At 72.7% G+C, this 20,209-nt stretch carries 4 protein-coding genes (1 of these 4 only partly in view); 1 reads left to right on the top strand and 3 read right to left on the bottom strand.

Annotated elements, in window-relative coordinates:
- Window positions 1-42: 42 nt before the first annotated feature.
- From K8638_RS38720 to K8638_RS38710, 3 genes are all read right to left on the bottom strand, one after another.
- Window positions 43-1,683: a cyclic peptide export ABC transporter gene (locus K8638_RS38720; protein WP_223759770.1), complete on the bottom strand. Its 1,641-nt coding sequence runs from the start codon at window positions 1,681-1,683 to the stop codon at window positions 43-45.
- Window positions 1,680-2,879, bottom strand: a complete 1,200-nt coding sequence (locus K8638_RS38715; RefSeq protein WP_223759769.1) for a hypothetical protein — start codon at window positions 2,877-2,879, stop codon at window positions 1,680-1,682. The genes K8638_RS38720 and K8638_RS38715 overlap by 4 nt, the downstream gene beginning before the upstream one ends.
- Before the next feature lie 91 nt (window positions 2,880-2,970).
- Window positions 2,971-4,257, bottom strand: coding sequence for a glycosyltransferase (locus K8638_RS38710; protein WP_223759768.1), 1,287 nt, complete (start codon window positions 4,255-4,257; stop codon window positions 2,971-2,973).
- Between the two features lie 111 nt (window positions 4,258-4,368).
- On the opposite strand from K8638_RS38710, the gene K8638_RS38705 reads away from it, so the two are divergent.
- Window positions 4,369-20,209: the 5' portion of a non-ribosomal peptide synthase/polyketide synthase gene (locus tag K8638_RS38705; protein WP_223759767.1), read on the top strand. The gene runs 371 nt beyond the window's last position; 15,841 of the gene's 16,212 nt are visible here — the first part of the coding sequence; the start codon lies at window positions 4,369-4,371; its stop codon lies beyond the right edge, outside the window.

Here is a 20,209-nt window from a genome sequence, read left to right as displayed (position 1 = left end):
GGCCCGGCGGGCACGCTCCGCCGCCGGGTCCTGCCTCGCGCTTCAGGAAGCCACCCTGCGGACGGGGGAGGTCCCCTCCGGCAGGAGGCGGCCGGACTCCAGGTGCAGGAGCCGGTCCGCCACGTCGAAGTAGCGGTCGTCATGGGAGATGACCACCACGGCCTTGCCACGCCGCTTCAGCTCCGGGAGCAGTTCCCGGTAGAAGACCTCCTTGAAGCTGGGGTCCTGGTCCGCCGCCCACTCGTCGAAGAGGTAGATGGGGCGGTCCTCCAGGAAGGCCGCCACCAGCGCCAGGCGCTTGCGCTGTCCCTGGGAGAGCTCCGTCGTGGAGAAGGCATCGCCTTCGAGCCGCACCTTGTGCTCGAGCTGCAGCCGCTCCAGGTAGGGCCGCACCTGTGAGAAGTCGGAGCCCACGCCCAGCAGCCGGTCGAAGAGGTGGAAGTCGGAGAACACCGCCGAGAAGTGCTGGCGGTACTGCTCCAGCTCCTGCGTGGTGACGGGGCGCCCGTCCAGCAGGACCTGCCCGTGCTGTGGCACGTAGAGCCCGGTGAGCAGCTTGGCCAGGGTCGTCTTGCCGCTGCCGTTGCCGCCCACCAGGAAGAGCAGCTCGCCCGGTTGAAGGACCAGGTCGATGGGGCCCAGCGTGAAGGTCTTGTCGTCGTGCTCGCGCCGGTAGCTGTGCGTCACGCCGGCCAGCTCCAGCCGGGAGAAGCGCGGGCGCGACTCGAGGCTCGCGCGGCCATGCACGGACTCGGATGACGCCTCCAGCGACAGGCCCAGCTCCTGCAGCTTGATGAACGAGACCTGACCCCGGGAGATCATGGGCATGCCCTCCATGAGTCCCATCAAGGGCTGCTGGAGGTACAGCACGGCCAGCGTGTAGCCCACCATCGCCGCGTCGCTCACCGGCGCGAGCCGGGGCAGCAGGAAGAGCAATACGCCGATGACGGCGAAGAAGAGGAACATCCCCCAGCTCGAACCGATGGCGAACGCGGTGGCCGCCCGCTTCTGGAGGTGGCGGACGCGCTCGGCCGTCGTGGCGACCACCCGCGCGAGGAAGTCATCCTTCCGGCGGGAGTGCAGCTTGAGCTCCTTGATGCCGTCCGTCAGCCCGCGGAAGTGCCGGATGAGCTCGTCCTGCTCCTCGCGCGCGGTGCGGTAGTCCCGGAGCGCCCGCGAGGTGGACAGACGGTACGTGGCGATGCCCAGGGCGAGACACAGCACCAGTGCCAGCAGCAGCACCTCAGACAGCCACACCATGTAGACGAGGCAGCCCAGCACGGTGGAGGCGTTGATGACCAGCCGGGGCAGCATCGCCATGGCGTTGCTGAGGTGGAAGAGGTCCTCGGTGAGCGCCGCCAGCAGCCGGTGGGCTCCGCTCTCCTCGAGCTGCCGCAGCGGCGCGGCCACGATGCGCTCGCTGGTCTTCAGGCGCATCTCGAAGAGCGCATCCTGGTTGATCTGGCTGACGAACACCTGGGCGAGGATTCGCGAGACGAGCGCCACCAGGACGAGCCCGCCGAACAGGCCGAGCTGCGCCGTGCCCGAGGGAAGCTGGCGCGAGAGGACCTGGTTGATGAGCGCGACGAGGCCGGCCCCACAGGCGCCGGAGAGCAGTCCACAGAGGACGGCGAAGACGAAGCGCCCCCGGGACGCCTGGAAGAGCAGCGCGAGCAGCTTCATGCCACGCGCCCCTCGGCCGCGCTCCGCGTGGACCAGCCCTCCAGGAGCTCCCGGGGGCCGTTCGTGGCCTCGATGGTGACTTCGAGGACGGCGAGCGCCTCGGCGAAGAGGGGAGAGCTCCGCACGGTGCCGGCCGCCAGAGCCCCCGGACCGGCGAGCAGCGCCTGCTGGGCCTCGAGCAGTGCCACGCCGTGCTTCAACAGCGGGAGGGCGGCGCCCTGGTCGAGCCCGGCGAGCATGGGCAGCATGGCCCCGGCCGCGGAGGCCGTCTCACCTGGGGTGCCCGGAGGACGCGGAGCCTGGCGCACCAGCGGCAGCAGGACACACGCCAGCCGGGCCGCGGGCCCCAGCTTCCGGCCGCGCCCATGCAGCCGGTCCATGGCCTCGGCGAAGGCGAGCAGGCCATTCCACGCCGGCGGGCCGAGCCGCTCCAGCAGCATCATCAGCGGCGGCATCGTGGCCTCCAGCACGCCCAGCTCCCGGAACCGCCGGAGACAGGGGGCGGCGGCGCCGCCGTCCAGCGACTCGAGCAGCTCATGGGCGCGGAGCGGGAACGGACACGTCGGAAGGGCGGCGACGCCCTCGCGCAGGGCCTCCAGCGTCCGGGGCTCGATGGTCAGCGCCCGCCGCGCGGCGATGCGGACGGCGCGGTAGACGAGTGAGGGGTCGTCGCGAAAGCGAAGCGTGGGCTCGCCCAGGGAGCGAAGCACCCGCTCGCGCGCGTCGGCCAGCCCCCCGACGAAGTCGAGGACCTGGCCGGCGGCCACGTCGTAGTAGAGCGCGTTGACGGAGAAGTCGCGGGACTCCGCGTCCTGCGCCACCGTGCCGACCTCCACCGTGCGCGCCACCGCCACGAGGTCCGCGTCCGGCGCCAGCAGCGGCGTGCCGGCCGGCGTCCGGAGCGGGCGCAGGGTGGCGACGTCGAAGACCTTGCCGCCGCGATGCACGTGCACGAGCACCGAACCGCGTCCGGGCAGCAACCGGCACTCGGGGAACAGCTCCTGGACCTGATCCGCGCGGGCGTTGGTCGCGATGTCGAAGTCCTTCGGCGGATGACCGAGCAGCTCGTCCCGCACGCACCCGCCCACCAGGTACCCCTGGAACCCGCCCGCCTGCAGACGCTGGAGGATGGCCACGGCATCGGCATCGATGCCCGAGAACGCACGGGTCGCTGTCTGCGGAGCGGCTTGGACCATGAGGTGTTCCTTCACTGGGTGGATGTCAGACCCTGCTGCTCACGCCGGCAGGGAACACACAAGAACAACCGGAAGTCCATGAAATATTTGTTTACATGGACGCCGCCCGTGCGGGCTGGAAGCGCTGGAGGATGTCGTCGATGACGGCGGTGATGCGGCCGGGCGCATCGGCCTCCCGGAACAGCTCCCGCATCCGGGTGACGGCGCTCCGGCAGGCCGGGTTGCCGAGCACTTCGTCCAGGTGGGCCAGCACGCTCTTCGCGGTGAACTCCTCGGGTGGCAGGCAGGTCCCCACGCCGTGGTGCGCCGCGAGCCTCGCGATGGCGGGCTGGTCATGCTGCAGCGGCACCGCCACCATGGGGACGCCGAAGTAGATGCACTCCTTCACGCTGTTGGTGCCGCCATGGTTCACCATGACGTCGGCCTTCTGGAGGAGCCGCAGCTGCGGCGCGTGGCCCACGACGAGCGCATTGGGAGGCGCCGTGCCGAGCGTGCCGGGAGGCAGCGTCCCCCCCACCGCGAGCACGAAGCGCCACTGCGGGCGCTGGGCGGCGGCCTCCAGCATGGCGCGCACCAGCCGTGGTGCCCTGGGCGTGGAGAAGGCCAGTGTCCCCAGGGAGAAGAAGACGAGCGGCCCGCCCTCGGGAATGCGCTCCCAGGGAAGGTCCGGCTCCTGGCGATCCACGTCGACGAGTGGTCCCACGTGGTAGCGCTCCCCGGGGAGGTCCCTTCCCGCGCCGACGAAGGCCTCGGGGAAGAAGAGCAGGTCCGCCATGGGGCGCCCGTCCCGCCGCAGCGCGGGCGTGTCGAGCCTCCCCGGGTAGCCGTGCTTCCTCGCGAGCTGGTCGAAGTACCAGCTCATGCGTGGCGCCAGGCTCAGCGCCGAGAGGACACGCTCCACGGAGCGGGGCGGTGGCCGGTGGACACGCCCGGGGGCTTCCGGCGGGAGGAGCTGGGGCGGCACCGTCACGCTGAAGCGCACGGTGGGCAGCCCCATGCCATGGGCGACAGGGGGGATGTGACGCAGCTTCTCATCGTAGAGGAACAGGTCGGGCTTCAAGGGGCCCAGCCGCCGCTCCAGCTCCCCGTCCAGCATCGCCTGGAGCATGGCGTCCTGGCGCCGGACCTCCCGCCGCATCATCCTCAGCAGCGCCAGCGCGTTACCGGAATGTGACGGAAGCGCCTCCAGCGAGCCCGGAGGATATGCGGCCTCGAAGAGCGGCTCGAAGGCGAACCCCTCCGCGCGCAGCCTCGTCCCCATGTCCGGCATGGATGCGTAGACGACGTGGTGCCCCGCGTCCCTCAGGACTCTCGCGAGCTTGAGCGTTGGATTGACGTGGCCTGGTACCGGCAGCGGGGCAATGACAATCTTAGCCATTTAATCCAGCCTGACTGGAAACGCTGGTATTCTATTCTTCTATGAATAAGTGACTTTTCCGGTTATTTCACGCTGCGAATGACGTCCGCCAGTCCTTTTCTCGAGCCACGGTTGTCTTCATCCCCGAAGCCCACCTTCACCTCGCTGGTGGAATTGCTGGGAGTCCGCAGCGCCGAGAAATCCCGGGAGCGGCTGTACACCTTCCTCGAGGAAGTGGAGGGGGAGGAGACCCCCTGCACCTACGGAGAGCTGGACGCGCGCGCGAGGCGGATTGCCAGGGCGCTGGGCGGCCTGGAGCCGGGGACGCGGGTGGTGCTGCTCTATCCCCCCGGGCTCGAATACATCGCCGGCTTCTTCGGCTGCCTCTACGCGGGGCTGGTGGCGGTGCCCGCGTATCCACCGGACCCGTCGCGGCTGGAGCGCACGCTGCCGCGCCTGCAGGCCATCATCCAGGACGCGCGGGCCACGGCGGTGCTCACGACCTCGTTCATCCTGTCGATGGGGGAATTCCTCTTCGAGCAGGCGCCGGACCTGAAGGGGCTGCACTGGGTTGCCACGGACGCGCTGCCGGAGGGAGGCGAGGCCGGGTGGCGCGCGGCGGACGTGGGTCCCCGGTCGCTGGCCTTCCTCCAGTACACCTCCGGCTCCACGGGCACGCCCAAGGGGGTGATGCTCAGCCACGCCAACCTCCTGCACAACCTGGAGGCCATTGCCCGCAGCTTCCGCGTGGGCCCCGGCAGCACGGGCGTCATCTGGCTGCCGCCCTACCATGACATGGGGCTCATCGGCGGCATCCTCGAGCCCCTGTACGGCGCCTTCCCCACGGTGCTGATGTCGCCGCTGACGTTCCTGAAGCGGCCCCAGCGCTGGCTCGAGGCCATCTCGCGCCACCGCGGCACCATCAGTGGCGGGCCGAACTTCGCGTTCGACCTGTGCGTGCGGCGCATCCCGGAAGAGGCCCGGGCGTCCCTGGACCTCTCGTCGTGGGAGGTCGCCTTCTGCGGAGCCGAGCCCATCCGGACGGACACGCTGGAGCGCTTCAAGCAGGCATTCGGCCCGCGCGGCTTCCAGCAGCGCGCCCTCTATCCCTGTTACGGCCTGGCGGAGGGCACGCTCATCGTCACCGGCGTCGAGCAGGGGACGGGGGCGATGGCGCGCACCCTGGATGCCGCGGCGCTGGAGCACTCGCGTGCGGTGGAGGTCGACGCGGGCACGGCCGGCGCGCGGGAGCTGGTGGCCTGCGGCCCGTCACTGCCGGACCAGGAGCTGCTCATCGTCCACCCGGAAGCGCGCACCCGCTGCGCGGAGGGCGAGGTGGGGGAGATCTGGGTCCGGGGGCCCAGCATCGCCCAGGGTTACTGGCAGCGTCCCGAGGCGAGCGAGGCCACCTTCCAGGCGCGGCTGGCCAGCGGCGGCGAGGAGCGCTACCTGCGCACGGGCGACCTGGGCTTCCTGCTGCGCGGGGAGCTGTTCGTCGCCGGGCGGCTCAAGGACCTCGTCATCCTGCGCGGCCGCAACCACCATCCCCAGGACCTGGAGCGGACGGCGGAGCAGGCCCATCCCGCGCTCCGGCCCGGCTGCGGCGCGGCCTTCGCCGTGGAGGTCGAGGCCGAGGAGCGCCTGGTGCTGGTGCAGGAGGTGGACCCGCGCCACGGCGCGGAACCCGCCGAGGTCCTGGCCGCGCTCCGCCAGGCACTCAGCGAGCACCACGAGGTGCAGGCGCACGAGGTGCTGTTGCTGGAGCCGGGCAGCATCCCGAAGACGTCCAGCGGGAAGATCCAGCGGCACGCCTGCCGCGCGGGCTTCCTGTCCGGAGCGCTGCGCACCGTGGCGGTCTGGAAGGAGGGGCAGTCCCGCGTGATGGCGCCCGCGGAGCCGGACGGGACGCCGGAGCGCTGGCTCCGCAACCGCGTGGCCGCGCGGCTGGGCGTCGCTCCCGAGGAAGTCTCCCTCGAGGTGCCCATCACCCGGCTCGGCCTGGACTCACTGGCGGCCGTGGAGCTGAGCCACGAAATCGAGAAGGGGCTCGGCGTCGTGCTGCCCATGGCGGTGCTCCTCCAGGGGCCCAGCGTGGCGGAGCTGGCGGAGCGCGTGCTCGCCCAGCGCGCTCGCGCCGGGGACATGACGCCGCCTCCGCTCATGCGCGGGGAACGGCATGGGGAACCCCTGCTGTCCTTCTCCCAGCTCCGGCTGTGGTTCCTGGATGAGCTCGAGCGCGGCAGCCCCGCGTACAACATCTCCGCCGCGGTCCGGCTGGAGGGCACGCTGGATGCCGCGGTGCTGGAGCGATGCTTCGCCGAGGTGGCGCGGCGCCACGAGACGCTGCGGACCGCGTTCGTCACCCGCGACGGTGTTCCCGTCCAGCGCATCGCCGAGACGCTGCCGCTGGTCATCCCGCTCGTCGACCTGAGCAGCCTGCCGGCGGCGGAGCGGGAAGCCGCCGTGGTGGGGCTCGCGCGCGAGGAGGCGCGGCGTCCGTTCGACCTGTCCACGGGGCCGTTGCTGCGCGCCACGCTGCTGAGGGCGGGAGTGCACGAGCACGTCCTGGTGCTGGTGATGCACCACATCGTCTCGGACGGCTGGTCCATGGGCGTGCTGGTGAAGGAGGTGGGCGCGCTCTATGCGGCGTACCTGCGCGGGGCGCCGTCGCCGTTGCCGGAGCTGCCCATCCAATACGCGGACTGGGCGGGCTGGCAGCAGGAGTGGCTGGAGGGTGGGGCGCTTGAAGCGCAACTGGCGTGGTGGCGGGAGCGGTTGCGTGGGGCGCCGTCGGCGCTGGAGCTGCCCACGGACCGGCCCCGGCCGTCCGCTCCGTCCTCCCGGGGCCACACGGTGCCGGCGCGGCTGTCGAGAACGTTGTCGGAGGACGTGAAGGCGCTGGCGAAGCGGGAGGGGCTGACGCCCTTCATGGTGCTGCTCGCGGGATGGCAGGTGCTGCTGGGCAGGTACGCGGGCCAGCAGGACGTGTGTGTGGGCACTCCCGTTGCGGGCCGGCCCCGGGTGGAGACGGAGGGGCTCATCGGCTTCTTCGTGAACACCCTGGTCCTGCGGACGGAGCTGACGGGGAACCCGAGCTTCCGCGAAGTGCTGGAGCGGGTGCGGGAGACGACGCTCGGCGCCTACGCGCACCAGGACGTGCCCTTCGAAAAGCTCGTGGAGGCGCTGCGGCCCGCGCGCGACCTGGGGCGGACTCCGCTCTTCCAGGCGATGCTCGCGTTCCAGCAGGACCCGCTGCCGGAGCTGAGTCTTCCCGGCTTGTCGTTGCGGCCGGTGGCGCTCGACACGGGGCTGGCGAAGTTCGAGGTCTCCCTCAATCTCTCCGACACCCGCGAGGGCTTCGCCGGAGTGCTCCAGTGCAGCGCGGACCTCTTCGAGGCCGCGACGGGCGAGCGCATGGTGCGGCACCTGGCCACGCTGCTCGAGGCCGCGGTCGCCCGGCCGGACCTGCGGGTGGCCGAGCTGCCGCTGCTCGATGCCTCGGAGCAGCATCGGTTGCTGGTGGAGTGGAACCCCAGCGCGTCGCTGCCGGACGACGCCTGCCTGCATCAACTTTTCGAAGCCCAGGCGGCCCGCGTTCCCGAGCGGGTCGCCGTCGTGGCGGGTGGCGAGTCACTGACGTACCGCGAGCTGGACGCCCGCGCGAACCAGCTCGCGGGCCACCTGCGCACCCTCGGGGTGGGGCCCGACGTCCCGGTGGGGCTGTGCCTGGAGCGGCGCGTCGACGCGATGGTGGGCCTGCTGGGCATCCTCAAGGCCGGCGGCGCCTACGTACCGCTGGATCCGGCGTTCCCCACCGAGCGCCTGAGCGGGGCGCTGGACGCCGCGGGTGCTCGCGTGGTGGTGACGGCCGGTCTCCCGCACGAGCGCTTCCAGGGCCATGCCGCCACCGTCGTCCGGCTCGACACGGACGCCGGCATGCTCGCGCGCTACGGCGCGGACGCGGGGCCGTGCACCGCCGCACCGGGCAACCTCGCCTACGTCATCTTCACGTCCGGCTCCACGGGGCGGCCCAAGGGCGTGGCCATCGAGCACCGGCAGATCGTCCGCTACGTGCGGGGCATCATCCAGCGGCTCTCGCTGCCGGAAGGCGTGAACTCCGCGTCCGTCTCCACGCTCGCCGCGGACCTGGGGCACACCGCCCTGTTCCCGGCGCTGGCCCTGGGCGGCACCCTGCACCTGGTGGCCACCGACGTCGCATCCGACGCCGCCGCGCTGGGGGATTACTTCGAGCGGCATTCGGTGGACTGCCTGAAGATCGTCCCCTCTCATCTGCGCGCGCTGCTGGCCTCGGAGGCCCCCGGCCGGGTCCTCCCGCGCCAGCGGCTGGTGCTGGGCGGCGAGGCGGCGGATTGGGCCCTCATCGACCAGGTGCGGGCGCTCCGGCCCGGGTGCGAGGTGTTCAACCACTACGGCCCCACGGAGACCACGGTGGGCGTGCTGACGCTGCCCGCGTCCGCGATGCCCGTGGAGGCGCGCCCGGCCGCCGTCCCGCTCGGCCGTCCCGTGCCCGACGTCCAGGCGTACGTGCTGGACGCGTTCCTGCGGCCCGTTCCGGTGGGCGTCATCGGGGAGCTGTTCATTGGCGGAGGCTCGGTGGGGCGGGGCTACCTGGGCCAGCCGGAGCTCACGGCGGAGCGCTTCGTGCCCTCGCCCTTCGGTGAGGTGGCCGGAGCCCGCTTGTACCGGACGGGCGACCGGGCACGCCTTCGGGCCGATGGCTGCATCGAGTTCCTGGGGCGCGGCGACGACCAGCTCAAGGTGCGGGGCTTCCGCGTGGAGCCGGGCGAGGTGGAGGCGGTGCTCAAGCAGCACCCCGCCGTGCGCGAGGCGGTGGTGGTCGCGCGTGAGGTCCGGCCCGGGGACCGGCGGCTGGTGGCGTACGCCGTCCCCGTCCCGGGGGGCACGCTCGATGCGGGCACGCTGAAGTCGTTCCTCGAGGCGCGGCTGCCCTCGTATCTGATTCCCTCGGCGTTCGGGGTGCTGGAGGCGCTGCCGCTCACCGCAAACGGCAAGGTGGACCGTGGCGCGCTTCCGGCGCTGGATTTCGGGGCGGCGCAACCGGACGCGGTGGCGCCGCGGACGCCCTTCGAGGAGCTGCTGGCGGGAATCTGGGCCGGGCTGCTCGGCGCGGAGCGCGTGGGCGTCCATGACGACTTCTTCGCGCTGGGAGGGCATTCGCTGCTGGCGACCCGGGCGGTGTCCCGCATCCGCCAGGCCTTCCGGGTGGACCTGCCCCTGCGAGCCCTCTTCGAGGCCCCCACGGTGGCCGCGCTCGCGCGGCGGCTGGAGTCCCTGTCGCGCGCGGGCGAGGCCGATGCGCGGCCCGGAATCGTGCCCGTGCCGCGGACGGGACCGCTGCCGCTGTCCTTCGCCCAGCAGCGGCTGTGGTTCCTCGATCGGCTGGAGCCGGGCAACCCCTTCTACAACGTCCCCGCGGTGCTGTGGCTGGAGGGCGCGCTGGACGCGGAGGCGCTGGAGACCGCGCTGCGCGGGATTGTCCGCCGCCACGAGGTGCTGCGCACCACCTTCCGCGATGAGCAGGATGGGCCGGTGCAGCTCGTCGGCCCCGTGCCCGAGCGGGTGCTGACGCGGGTGGACCTGGCTTCGCTCCCCATGGATGAGCGCGAGCCCCGGGCCCGGGCGCTGTTGCGCGAGGAGACGCTGCGCCCGTTCGACCTCGTCGCGGGGCCGCCGCTGCGCGCCACGCTGGTTCGCGTGGATGAACGGAAGCACGCGCTGGCGCTCGTGCTGCATCACATCGTCGCGGACGGCTGGTCCCTGGGCGTGCTCGTGCGCGAGCTGGGGGCGCTCTACGCCTCCGCCACGAAGGGGCAGCCGCCTCCGCTGGCGGAGCTGCCCATCCAGTACGCGGACCATGCGTCGTGGCAGCGCGGCTGGCTGCGGGGCGAGGTGCTGGAGGCGCAGCTTGCGTGGTGGCGTGAGCGGCTCCAGGGGGCTCCGCAGCTGCTGGAGCTGCCCATGGCCCGTCCCCGCCCGAGGGTGAGCACGTACCAGGGCGCCCATCGCACCATGCTGCTTCCCCGGGAGGCGGCCGAGGCCGTGCGGCACCTGGCCCTGCGGGAGGGGGCCACGCCGTTCATGGTCCTGATGGCCGCCTTCCAGGCGTTGCTGCACCGCTACACCGGGCAGACGGACCTGCTGGTGGGCACGGACATCGCCAACCGCCACCACGCCGAGACGGAGGCGCTGGTGGGCTTCTTCGTCAACCAGCTCGTCATCCGCGGCAGGCCCACCCCCGCGTGCTCCTTCCGGGAGCTGGTGGGGCAGGTGCGCGAAGCGGCCCTGGGCGCGTACGCCCACCAGGACCTGCCCTTCGAGGAGCTGGTGCGCGACCTCAAGCCGGAGCGGAGCCTGGGCGCATCGCCACTCTTCCAGGTGAAGCTCATCTTCCAGAACGCGCGGGACGTGTCGCTGGAGCTGCCGGGCGTGAGCCTGCGGGTGGAGCCCGTGGACCTGGGCGCCTCGCGCTTCGACCTCACGGTGGCCTTCTCGGACACGGCGGAGGGGCTGAAGGGGCTGTGGGAATTCAGCACCGACCTCTTCGACGAGGCCACGGTGGCGCGGATGCAGGGACACCTGCGCACGCTGCTGGAGGGGGCCCTGGCGGCCCCGGAACGGCCGCTGTCGGAGCTGCCGCTGCTGCCCGGCCCGGAGCGGGATGCGCTGCTGGTGGCGTGGAACGACACCTCGGCGCCGCTGCCGGCCGAGCGCCGGGTCCACCGGCTCTTCGAGGCCGTGGTGGAGCGCACTCCAGAAGCAGTGGCAGTCACCTTCGAGGAGCAGGCGCTCACCTACCGCGAGCTGGACGGCCGGGCCAACCAGCTCGCCCATCACCTGCGCGCGCTGGGCGTGGGCCCCGAGACACCCGTTGGCGTGTGTCTGGAGCGCTCACCGGAACTGGTGGTGGCCCTGCTGGGCATCCTCAAGGCCGGTGGTGCCTTCCTGCCGCTGGATCCCGCGAACCCGGGCGACCGGCTGGGCTTCATGCTCCAGGACGCCGGGGCACCGGTGGTGGTGACGCAGTCGCACCTGGCGGACGAGCTGCCCTCCGCGGGGCAGCAGCTCGTGTGCCTGGACGAGGAGGCGCGTCACCTCGAAACACGTCCGTCCCAGCCTCCCAGCATCGACGGCGGACCGGAGCACCTGGCCTACGTCATCTACACCTCGGGCTCGACGGGGCGCCCCAAGGGGACGCTGCTCACGCACCAGGGCCTGAGCAGCACCGCCCTCACGGTGGCGCGGGCGCATGGGGTACGACCGGACAGCCGTGTGCTCCAGTTCGCCTCCATCGGCTTCGACGCCGCGGTGTGTGAGGTCTTCTCCACGCTCCTGGCCGGGGCCCGGCTGTGTCTGGCGCGGAGGGATGCGCTGCTGCCCGGCGAGGCGCTGGCGGGCACGCTGCGCTCGTGCGCCATCACCACGGTGACGCTGACGCCCTCGGTGCTGGCGCAGCAGGAGCCCGAGGAGTTCCCGGCGCTGGAGACAATCATCTCCGCGGGCGAGGCGTGCACGCCCGAGGTGGCGCGCCGCTGGGGCGCGGGCAGGCGGCTGATCAACGCCTATGGCCCCACCGAGGTGACGGTGTGCGCCACGCTGAACCCGGGCCCGGTGTCTCCGGAGCGGGTGACCATCGGGCGGCCCATCGCCAACGTGCGCGTGTACGTGCTGGACGGCGCGCTCCAGCCCGTCCCGGTGGGAGTCGCGGGTGAGCTCTTCGTCGGGGGAGAGGGCGTGGCGCGAGGCTACCTGCGCCGTCCGGAGCTGACGGCGGAGCGCTTCGTGCCGTCTCCCTTCAGCGCGGTGGCCGGGGCCCGGCTGTACCGTACCGGCGACCGGGTGCGCTGGCTGGAGAACGGCGAGCTGGAGTTCGTGGGCCGCCAGGACGACCAGGTGAAGCTCCGCGGCTTCCGCATCGAGCTGGGTGAGGTGGAGGCGGTGCTGGGCGGGCAGCCCGGCGTGCGGGCCGCGGCCGTGACGGTGCGCGAGGACGTGCCAGGCGTGCGGCGGCTGGTGGCCTATGGAGTGGCGGAGGAGGGCTTCACGCCGGACGTGGCGGCACTGCGCGAGGCGCTCGGCCGGCGGCTTCCGGAGTACATGGTGCCCTCGGCCTTCGTCTGGCTGGAGGCGCTGCCGCTGACGACGAGCGGCAAGGTGGATCGGCGCGTGTTGCCGGCGCCCGAGCTGGCGGCCCCTCGCGCACAGGGGGCTTTCGCGGAGCCATCCACTCCCGCGGAGAAGCTCCTGGCCTCCATCTGGGCGCAGGTGCTGCGTGTCGAACGGGTGGGCGCGCACGACAGCTTCTTCGAGCTGGGCGGTGACTCCATCATCGCCCTCCAGGTCATCTCGCGAGCGCGGCAGGCGGGCCTGGCGCTCACCCCGAAGCAGCTCTTCGAGCACCAGCGGCTGGCGGACCTGGCCGCGGTGGCCGTGGCGGAAGAGGCCGTCGCCCGGGAGGCGGGGCCGGTGGTGGGCGAGGTTCCGCTCACGCCCATCCAGCACTGGTTCTTCGAGCGGGAGCTGCCGGAGCCGCATCACTACAACCAGGCCCTGCTGCTCTCGGTGCGCGAGCCCCTGGACGCGGACGCGCTGGAGGAAGCGCTGCGCGCGCTCTGGCACCACCACGATGCGCTGCGCATGCGCTTCGCGCTCACGTCCGGAGGCTGGGCGCAGCGCATCGCGCCTCCGGAGGAGCGTCCTCTTCGGCTCGTGCGCGAGGACCTGTCACGGCTTCCGGCCGAAGCGCGGTCGAACGCGGTGGAGGCGGCGGCGGCGCGCGTGCAGGCGGAGATGGACCTTGCCCACGGGCCGCTGCTGCACGCGGTGCTGTTCTCCATGGGCGACGGCTTCACGGATCGGCTGCTGCTGGTCGTCCACCACCTCGTGGTGGACGGGGTGTCCTGGCGGACGCTGCTGGAGGACCTGGAGTCGGCCTACCGGCGCCTGAGCCGGGGTCTGCCGCCCGAGCTGCCGCCGCGCACGACTTCCTTCAAGGCCTGGGCGGAGCGGCTCCGCGCGTACGCGGTGGAGGCGGACCTGTCCGCGGAGGCCGGCTTCTGGCGTGCACAGGCGGCGCGGCCGGTGGAACCGCTGCGGCTGGATGGGCCGGGCGGCGCCAATACGGTGGCGTCGGCGCGCGTGGTGTCGGTGGTGCTGGACGAGGAGACGACGCTGCTGCTGCGCGAGGCCTCCGTGGCCTGGCGCGCGCGCCTGGACGAGCTGATGCTGGCGTCCCTGGCCCTGGCCCTCAGGGAGGGCCTGGGGGCGGAGCGGGTGCGCGTGCTCCTGGAAGGGCACGGGCGCGAGGCGCCCTTCGAGGGCGTGGACCTGTCCCGCACGGTGGGCTGGTTCACCGCCGCCTACCCCGTGGTGCTGGACGTGGCCGGGCAGGGCGCTGAAGGAGAGGCGCTGCGGCGTGTCCGGGACGCGGTGCGCTCGGTGCCGGGGCGCGGGCTGTCCTTCGGCGTGCTGCGCCACCTGCGCGAGGACGACACGGCGCGGGTGCTCCGGGAGATGCCCGACGCGGCGGTCGCCTTCAACTACCTGGGCCAGTTCGACGGACTCGCCTCGGAAATCTCGCTCTTCGAGCCCGCGCGCGAGGGCACAGGCCCGACGCACGGTCCCGGCGGGCTGCGTCCCCAGGTGCTGGAGGTGGGCGGCCGAATCCTCGGCGGGTGCCTGCGGCTGGACTGGACGTACAGCGAGAACCTCCACCAGCGTGCCACCATCGAGCGGGTAGCCCGAAGCTGCCTGGAGGCGCTGCGCACCCTGGTGGCGCGGCGCGCGTCGCCGGACACCCTGCGCTACACCCCGGCGGACTTCCCGCTGGCGAAGGTCGGGCCGGAGGCGCTGGCGCGGGTGCTGCCCGCCGGAGTGGCGGTGGAGGACGTCTACCCGCTGTCTCCCCTCCAGGAGGGACTGCTCTTCCACGGCATCCTGTCCGGTGGAGTGGGGGCCTACTTCGAGCAGGTGAGCTGCGCCTTCCATGCCCCGCTGAACGTGGCGGCCTTCCGTCACGCGTGGCAGGAGGCCATGGCGCGGGTGCCGGTGCTCCGCACCGCCTTCCGTTGGCGGGGGCTGGAGCGCCCCCTCCAGGTGGTGTTCGCCCAGGCGGAGCTGCCCTGGCGGGAGCTGGACTGGCGCGGCGTGCCACCGCGGGAGCAGCAGGAGCGGCTGGAGGCGCTGCGGGCGGAGGACCGCGCCCGGGGCCTGGACCTCACGCAAGCGCCGCTGATGCGCATGGTCCTCATCCGGCTGGACGAGCGCGTCCACCACCTGGTGTGGAGCTTCCATCACCTGTTGATGGACGGGTGGAGCGTGGGCCTGCTGCTCCGGCAGGTGTTCTCCTTCTATGAGTCCTTCGGCCGGGGAGAGACGCCCCGGACGCCGCGGGCTCCGGCCTTCCGCGAGTACATCGCGTGGCTGAGCCGGCAGGACCTGCGCAAGGCCGAGCAGTACTGGCGCCAGGAGCTGGCGGGGTTGGAGCGGCCGACGCCGTTGCCGGAGGACCGGGCGCCGGGACGCACGGGCGCGACGCGGCGGTTGTGCCGCCTGTCGCTGTCCGCCGCGAGCACCACTGCATTGCAGGACTTCGCGCGGCAGCACCAGCTCACCCTCAACACGCTGGTCCAGGCCGCCTGGGCGCTGCTGCTCGGGCGGAGCGCTGGCGTGGAGGACGTCGTGTTCGGCGCCACCGTGTCCGGACGCCCCGCCGAGCTGGAGGGCGCGGAGTCCATGGTGGGGTTGCTCATCAACTCGCTGCCCGTGCGGATGCGGCTGCCGGCGGGCGAGCGGCTGGGGACGTGGCTGCAAGGGCTGCAACGCCGCCAGGCCGAGCAGCGCCAGTACGAGTTCAGCCCGCTGGTGGAAGTGCAGGGCTGGAGCGGGCTGCCGCGCGGCGTCTCGCTGTTCGAGTCCCTGCTGGTGTTCGAGAACTATCCGCTGGACTCGGCGGTGTGGGACTGGGCGAGGGACCTGGACGTCCGCGACTTCGTGGTGAGCGAGTGGACCAACTACCCGCTCACGCTGGTCATCGCGCCCGGCCGGGAGCTGCAGCTCAAGCTGCTCCATGACACGGAGCGCTTCGACGCGGAGACGGCCGCCACGATGCTGGCGCACCTGCGGGCCCTGCTGGAGGGCTTCGTCGTGACCCCGGACGCGCGGCTGTCCGCGGTGTCCATGCTCCCGGCGGAGGAGCGCCAGCGGCTGCTTACCGGGTGGAACCGCTCCCGGTCCTTCGCGCATGAGCCCTGCGTCCACCACCGCTTCGAGGCGTGGGCCGCGAGCACGCCGGACGCGGTGGCGGTGACGTACGAAGGGGCCGCGCTCACCTACGGCGAGCTGAACCGGAGGGCCAACCAGCTCGCTCACCACCTGAGAGCCCGGGGCGTGGGCCCCGAGGTGCTGGTGGGCCTGTGCGTGGAGCGCTCGCCGGAGATGCTGGTGGGCCTGCTGGGCATCCTGAAGGCCGGCGGCGCGTACCTGCCGCTGGACCCGACGTACCCGAAGGACCGCCTCTCCTTCATGCTGGAGGACGCGAGCGTGGCGCTGCTGCTCACCCAGGAGCGGCTCGTCCCGTCGTTGCCGCGGGAGCGGCCCACCCTCTGCCTGGACTCGGACTGGGAGCGGATCTCCCGCGAGCCGGAGCACGACCCGGCACCCGTGGGGTCGTCGGAGAACCTGAGCTACGTCATCTACACCTCGGGCTCGACGGGGCGGCCCAAGGGGATGCAGATCTGCCACGCGCAGGTGGCGCGCCTCTTCACCGCCACGGAGCCCTGGTTCCACTTCGGCCCGGATGACGTCTGGACGCTGTTCCACTCGTACGCATTCGACTTCTCCGTCTGGGAGCTCTGGGGTGCCCTCATCCACGGAGGGCGGCTGGTCATCGTCCCGTACCTGGTGAGCCGCTCGCCCGAGGCCTTCCACGCGCTGCTGTGCCGGGAGAAGGTGACGGTGCTCAACCAGACGCCCTCGGCCTTCCGTCAGCTCATCCATGTGGATGCGGCCTCCGGTGACGCCCGGGCGCTGAGCCTGCGGTGGGTCATCTTCGGCGGCGAGGCGCTCGAGTTCGGAAGCCTGGCGCCGTGGTTTGCCCGGCACGGGGAGGAACAGCCCCGGCTCGTCAACATGTATGGCATCACGGAGACCACCGTCCACGTCACGTACCGGCCGGTGCGCGCGGCCGACGCGGAGCGGGCCGCCACCCACGGCGTCGGCGTGCCCATCCCGGACCTGCAGGTCTACGTGCTGGACGCGAACGGCGACCTGGCGCCGGTGGGCGTCATCGGCGAGCTGTACGTGGGCGGAGAGGGCCCTGGCCGTGGCTACCTGGGCCGGCCCGAGCTGACGGCACAGCGCTTCGTGCCGGACGCCTTCAGCGGCAGGCCCGGCGCGCGGCTGTACCGCACGGGAGACCTGGGACGGTGGCGCTCCTCGGGGGAGCTGGACCATCTGGGCCGCATCGACAACCAGGTGAAGATCCGCGGCTTCCGCATCGAGCTGGGCGAGGTGGAAGCGGCGCTGCTCCGGCACCCCGCCGTGCGGGACGCGGTGGCCCTGGTGCGCGAGGTGTCCGGTGACAAGCGGCTGGTGGCCTACGTGGTGCCCCGCGAAGGGAGGCCCCTGGACACGCAGGAGCTGCGGCGCGCCCTGCGGGACGGGCTGCCCGACTACATGCTGCCGGCGGCCATCATCCCCCTGGAGTCGTTGCCGCTGACGTCCAACGGGAAGCTGGCGCGAGAGCTGCTGCCCGCTCCCGAGTCGATGTCCTCGGAGGAGCCCGCGCGCTTCGTGGCACCGCGCACGCCCACCGAGGAAATCGTGGCGGGCGTGTGGGCGGGCGTGCTGGGCGTGGCGCGAGTGGGGGCCACGGACAGCTTCTTCGAGCTGGGCGGGCACTCGCTGCTGGCCACGCAGGCCGCGTCCCGGCTGCGAGAGGTATTCCCTGTCGACGTGCCGCTGCGCGAGCTGTTCGAGCGGCCCACGGTGGCCGAGCTGGCGCGGTGGATCGACACGGCCATCGGTGCCGGCACGACGCGGCCCGCCGCGCCGCCGCTCGTCGCGCGCCCCCGGAGCGGGCCGCCGCCGCTGTCCTTCGCGCAGCAGCGGCTGTGGTTCCTGGACCAGCTCTCGCCGGACAGCATCGCGTACAACATCCAGGTGGCCCTCCGGCTGGAGGGGACGCTGGACGTGGGGGCCCTGGAGCGCGCGCTCGCCGAGGTGGCGCGGCGCCACGAGTCGCTGCGAACCACGTTCGGCTCGGAGGACGGGCGGCCCTTCCAGGTCATCTCCGCCGAGGGGGCCCTGCCGCTGGCCCTCGTGGACCTCCAGCACCTGCCCGCGAGCCAGAGGCCGGCGGAGGCGCTGCGGCTGGCGAACGCGGAGTCGCGAAAGCCGTTCGACCTGCGGGCGGGCCCGCTGCTGAGGGCGACGCTGGTGCGGGTGGAGGAGCGCGAGCACGTGCTGGTGCTGGTCATGCACCACATCGTGTCGGACGGCTGGTCCATGGGCGTGCTGGTGAAGGAGGTGGGGGAGCTGTACCGGGCCCGCGCGGCGGGGAGCGAGCCGCGGCTGGCCGCGCTGGACGTGCAGTACGCGGACTGGGCGCAGTGGCAGCGGGAGTGGCTGGAGGGCGGCGAGCTGGAGGCGCAGCTCGGGTGGTGGCGTGAGCGGCTGCGGGACGCCCCCGCCGCGCTGGAGCTGCCGACGGACAGGCCCCGGCCCACCGTCCAGTCTTCCGCGGGCGCCAGCCACCCGCTCCGGTTGTCGCGAGAGGTGTCGGAGGGCGTGAGGGCGCTGGCGAGCCGGGAAGGGGTGACGCCATTCATGGTGCTGCTCGCGGGCTGGCAGGTGCTGCTGTCGCGTTACGCCGGGCAGGACACGGTGTGCGTGGGCACGCCCATTGCCGGGCGGACACGGCTGGAGACGGAGGGGCTGATCGGCTTCTTCGTCAACACGCTGGTGCTGATGACGCGAATCGACACGGCGGGGAGCTTCCGGGAGCTGCTGGGGCGCGTGCGCGAGACGACGCTCGGGGCGTACGCGCACCAGGACGTGCCCTTCGAGAAGCTGGTGGAAGCGCTCCAGCCCTCGCGCGACCTGAGCCGGCATCCGCTCTTCCAGGTGCTGTTCACCTTGCAGAACGCACCGGTGACGCCGCTGGTGCTGCCCTCGCTGGCCGCGACGCCCCTGGAGCTGGAGAAGCGCGTGTCGAAGTTCGACCTCGCGCTCTCCCTGTCCGGGCAGGACAGCGGCTTCGCGGGCTCGCTGGAGTACAGCGAGGCCCTGTTCGAGCCCGGGACCGTGGCGCGGATGGTGTCGGGCTACCTCCGGGTGCTGGAGGCGATGGTGGCGCACCCCGGGGCCCGCGTGGGTGACGTCGAGCTGCTGGAGGCCGGGGAGCGGGAGCGGCTGCTGGTGGAGTGGAACCGCACGGCGAAGGAGTACGCGCCCCGCGGCCAGTGCGCGCACGAGGTGTTCGAGGCGTGGGCGGACGCGAAGCCCGGCGCGGAGGCGGTGTGGAGCGCGAGCGGCGCGACGCTGACCTACGGGGAGCTGGAAGCGCGGGCGAACCGGCTGGCCGGCCTGCTGCGGGAACGGGGCGTGGGGCCCGAGGTGAGGGTGGCGCTGTACCTGGAGCGCTCGGCGGAGCTGGTGGTGGGAATGCTCGCGGTGCTGAAGGCTGGCGGCGCGTTCGTGCCCGTGGATCCGGGGCTGCCCGCGCAGCGGGCGGCCTGGATGCTGGAGGAGGCGGGGGGGAGGGTGGTGCTCACCCAGGCGCGCCTCGCGCCGGCGCTCTCCGACCGGAACCTGGAGGTCCTGTGTATGGACCTGGACGCGGAGCCGGTGGAGGCGCGGCCCGCGCGGCGGGTGGAGGGTGGAGCGGGCCCGGACAACCTGGCGTACGTCATCTTCACGTCGGGGAGCACGGGCCTGCCGAAGGGCGTGATGGTGACGCACGGGGGCCTGGTGAACACGGCGCGTGCCGTGGCGGAGGCGCACGGCGTCCGGGAGGACGACCGGGTGCTTCAGTACGCCTCGCCGAGCTTCGACGCGTCGGTGTGCGAGGTGTTCTCGACGCTGGCGGCCGGAGCGGGCCTCCGCGTGGCGAACCGGGAGGCCCTGCTCCCCGGGGATGCGCTGGCGGACACGGTGCGGCGGCTGGGAGTGACGGTGGTGACGCTCACGCCCTCCGTGTTGAGACTCCAGCCCCCGGAGAGCCTTGAGGGGGTGCGCACGCTCATCTCCGCGGGAGAAGCGTGCCCGGCGGACGTGGTGAGGCGATGGGGACCGGGCCGGCGGATGCTGAACGGTTACGGGCCGACGGAGGTAACGGTCTGCGCCACGGTGAGCCGGGGCTCGGTGTCCGCGGAGCGCGTGACGCTGGGCGGCCCCCTGGCGAACGCGCGGGTGTACGTGCTGGACGACGGGCTGCGGCCCGTCCCCGTGGGCGTGGCCGGGGAGCTGTACGTGGGCGGCGCGGGCGTGGCGCGAGGCTACCTGGGCCGCCCCGACCTGACGGCGGAGCGCTTCGTGCCGGACGCCTTCAGCGGGGAGCCGGGCGCGAGGCTGTACCGGACGGGCGACGTGGTGCGGTGGGTGGAGAACGGGGAGCTGGAGTACGTCGGCCGGCGGGACGGGCAGGTGAAGGTCCGCGGCATGCGCCTGGAGCTGGGGGAGGTGGAGGCGGCGCTGGCGCGGCACCCGGACGTGAAGGACGCGGCCGTCGTGTGCGAGGCGGGAGGGCGGCTGGTCGCGTACGTCGCCGGGAAGGTGGAGGTGGCGCGGGTGCGCGAGTGGCTGCGCGAGCAGCTGCCGGAGTACATGGTGCCGGCCGCGTACGTCGTGCTGGGCGCGTTGCCGCTCACGCCCAGCGGCAAGGTGGATCGCCGCGCGCTGCCTGCCCCGGGCATGGACCGCTCGGGCAGTGACG

The organism is Myxococcus sp. RHSTA-1-4 (assembly GCF_020037125.1).
GTDB lineage: Bacteria > Myxococcota > Myxococcia > Myxococcales > Myxococcaceae > Myxococcus.
Note: the sequence above shows the minus strand (reverse complement) of the source record. Positions and strands in the feature narration are given on the sequence as shown.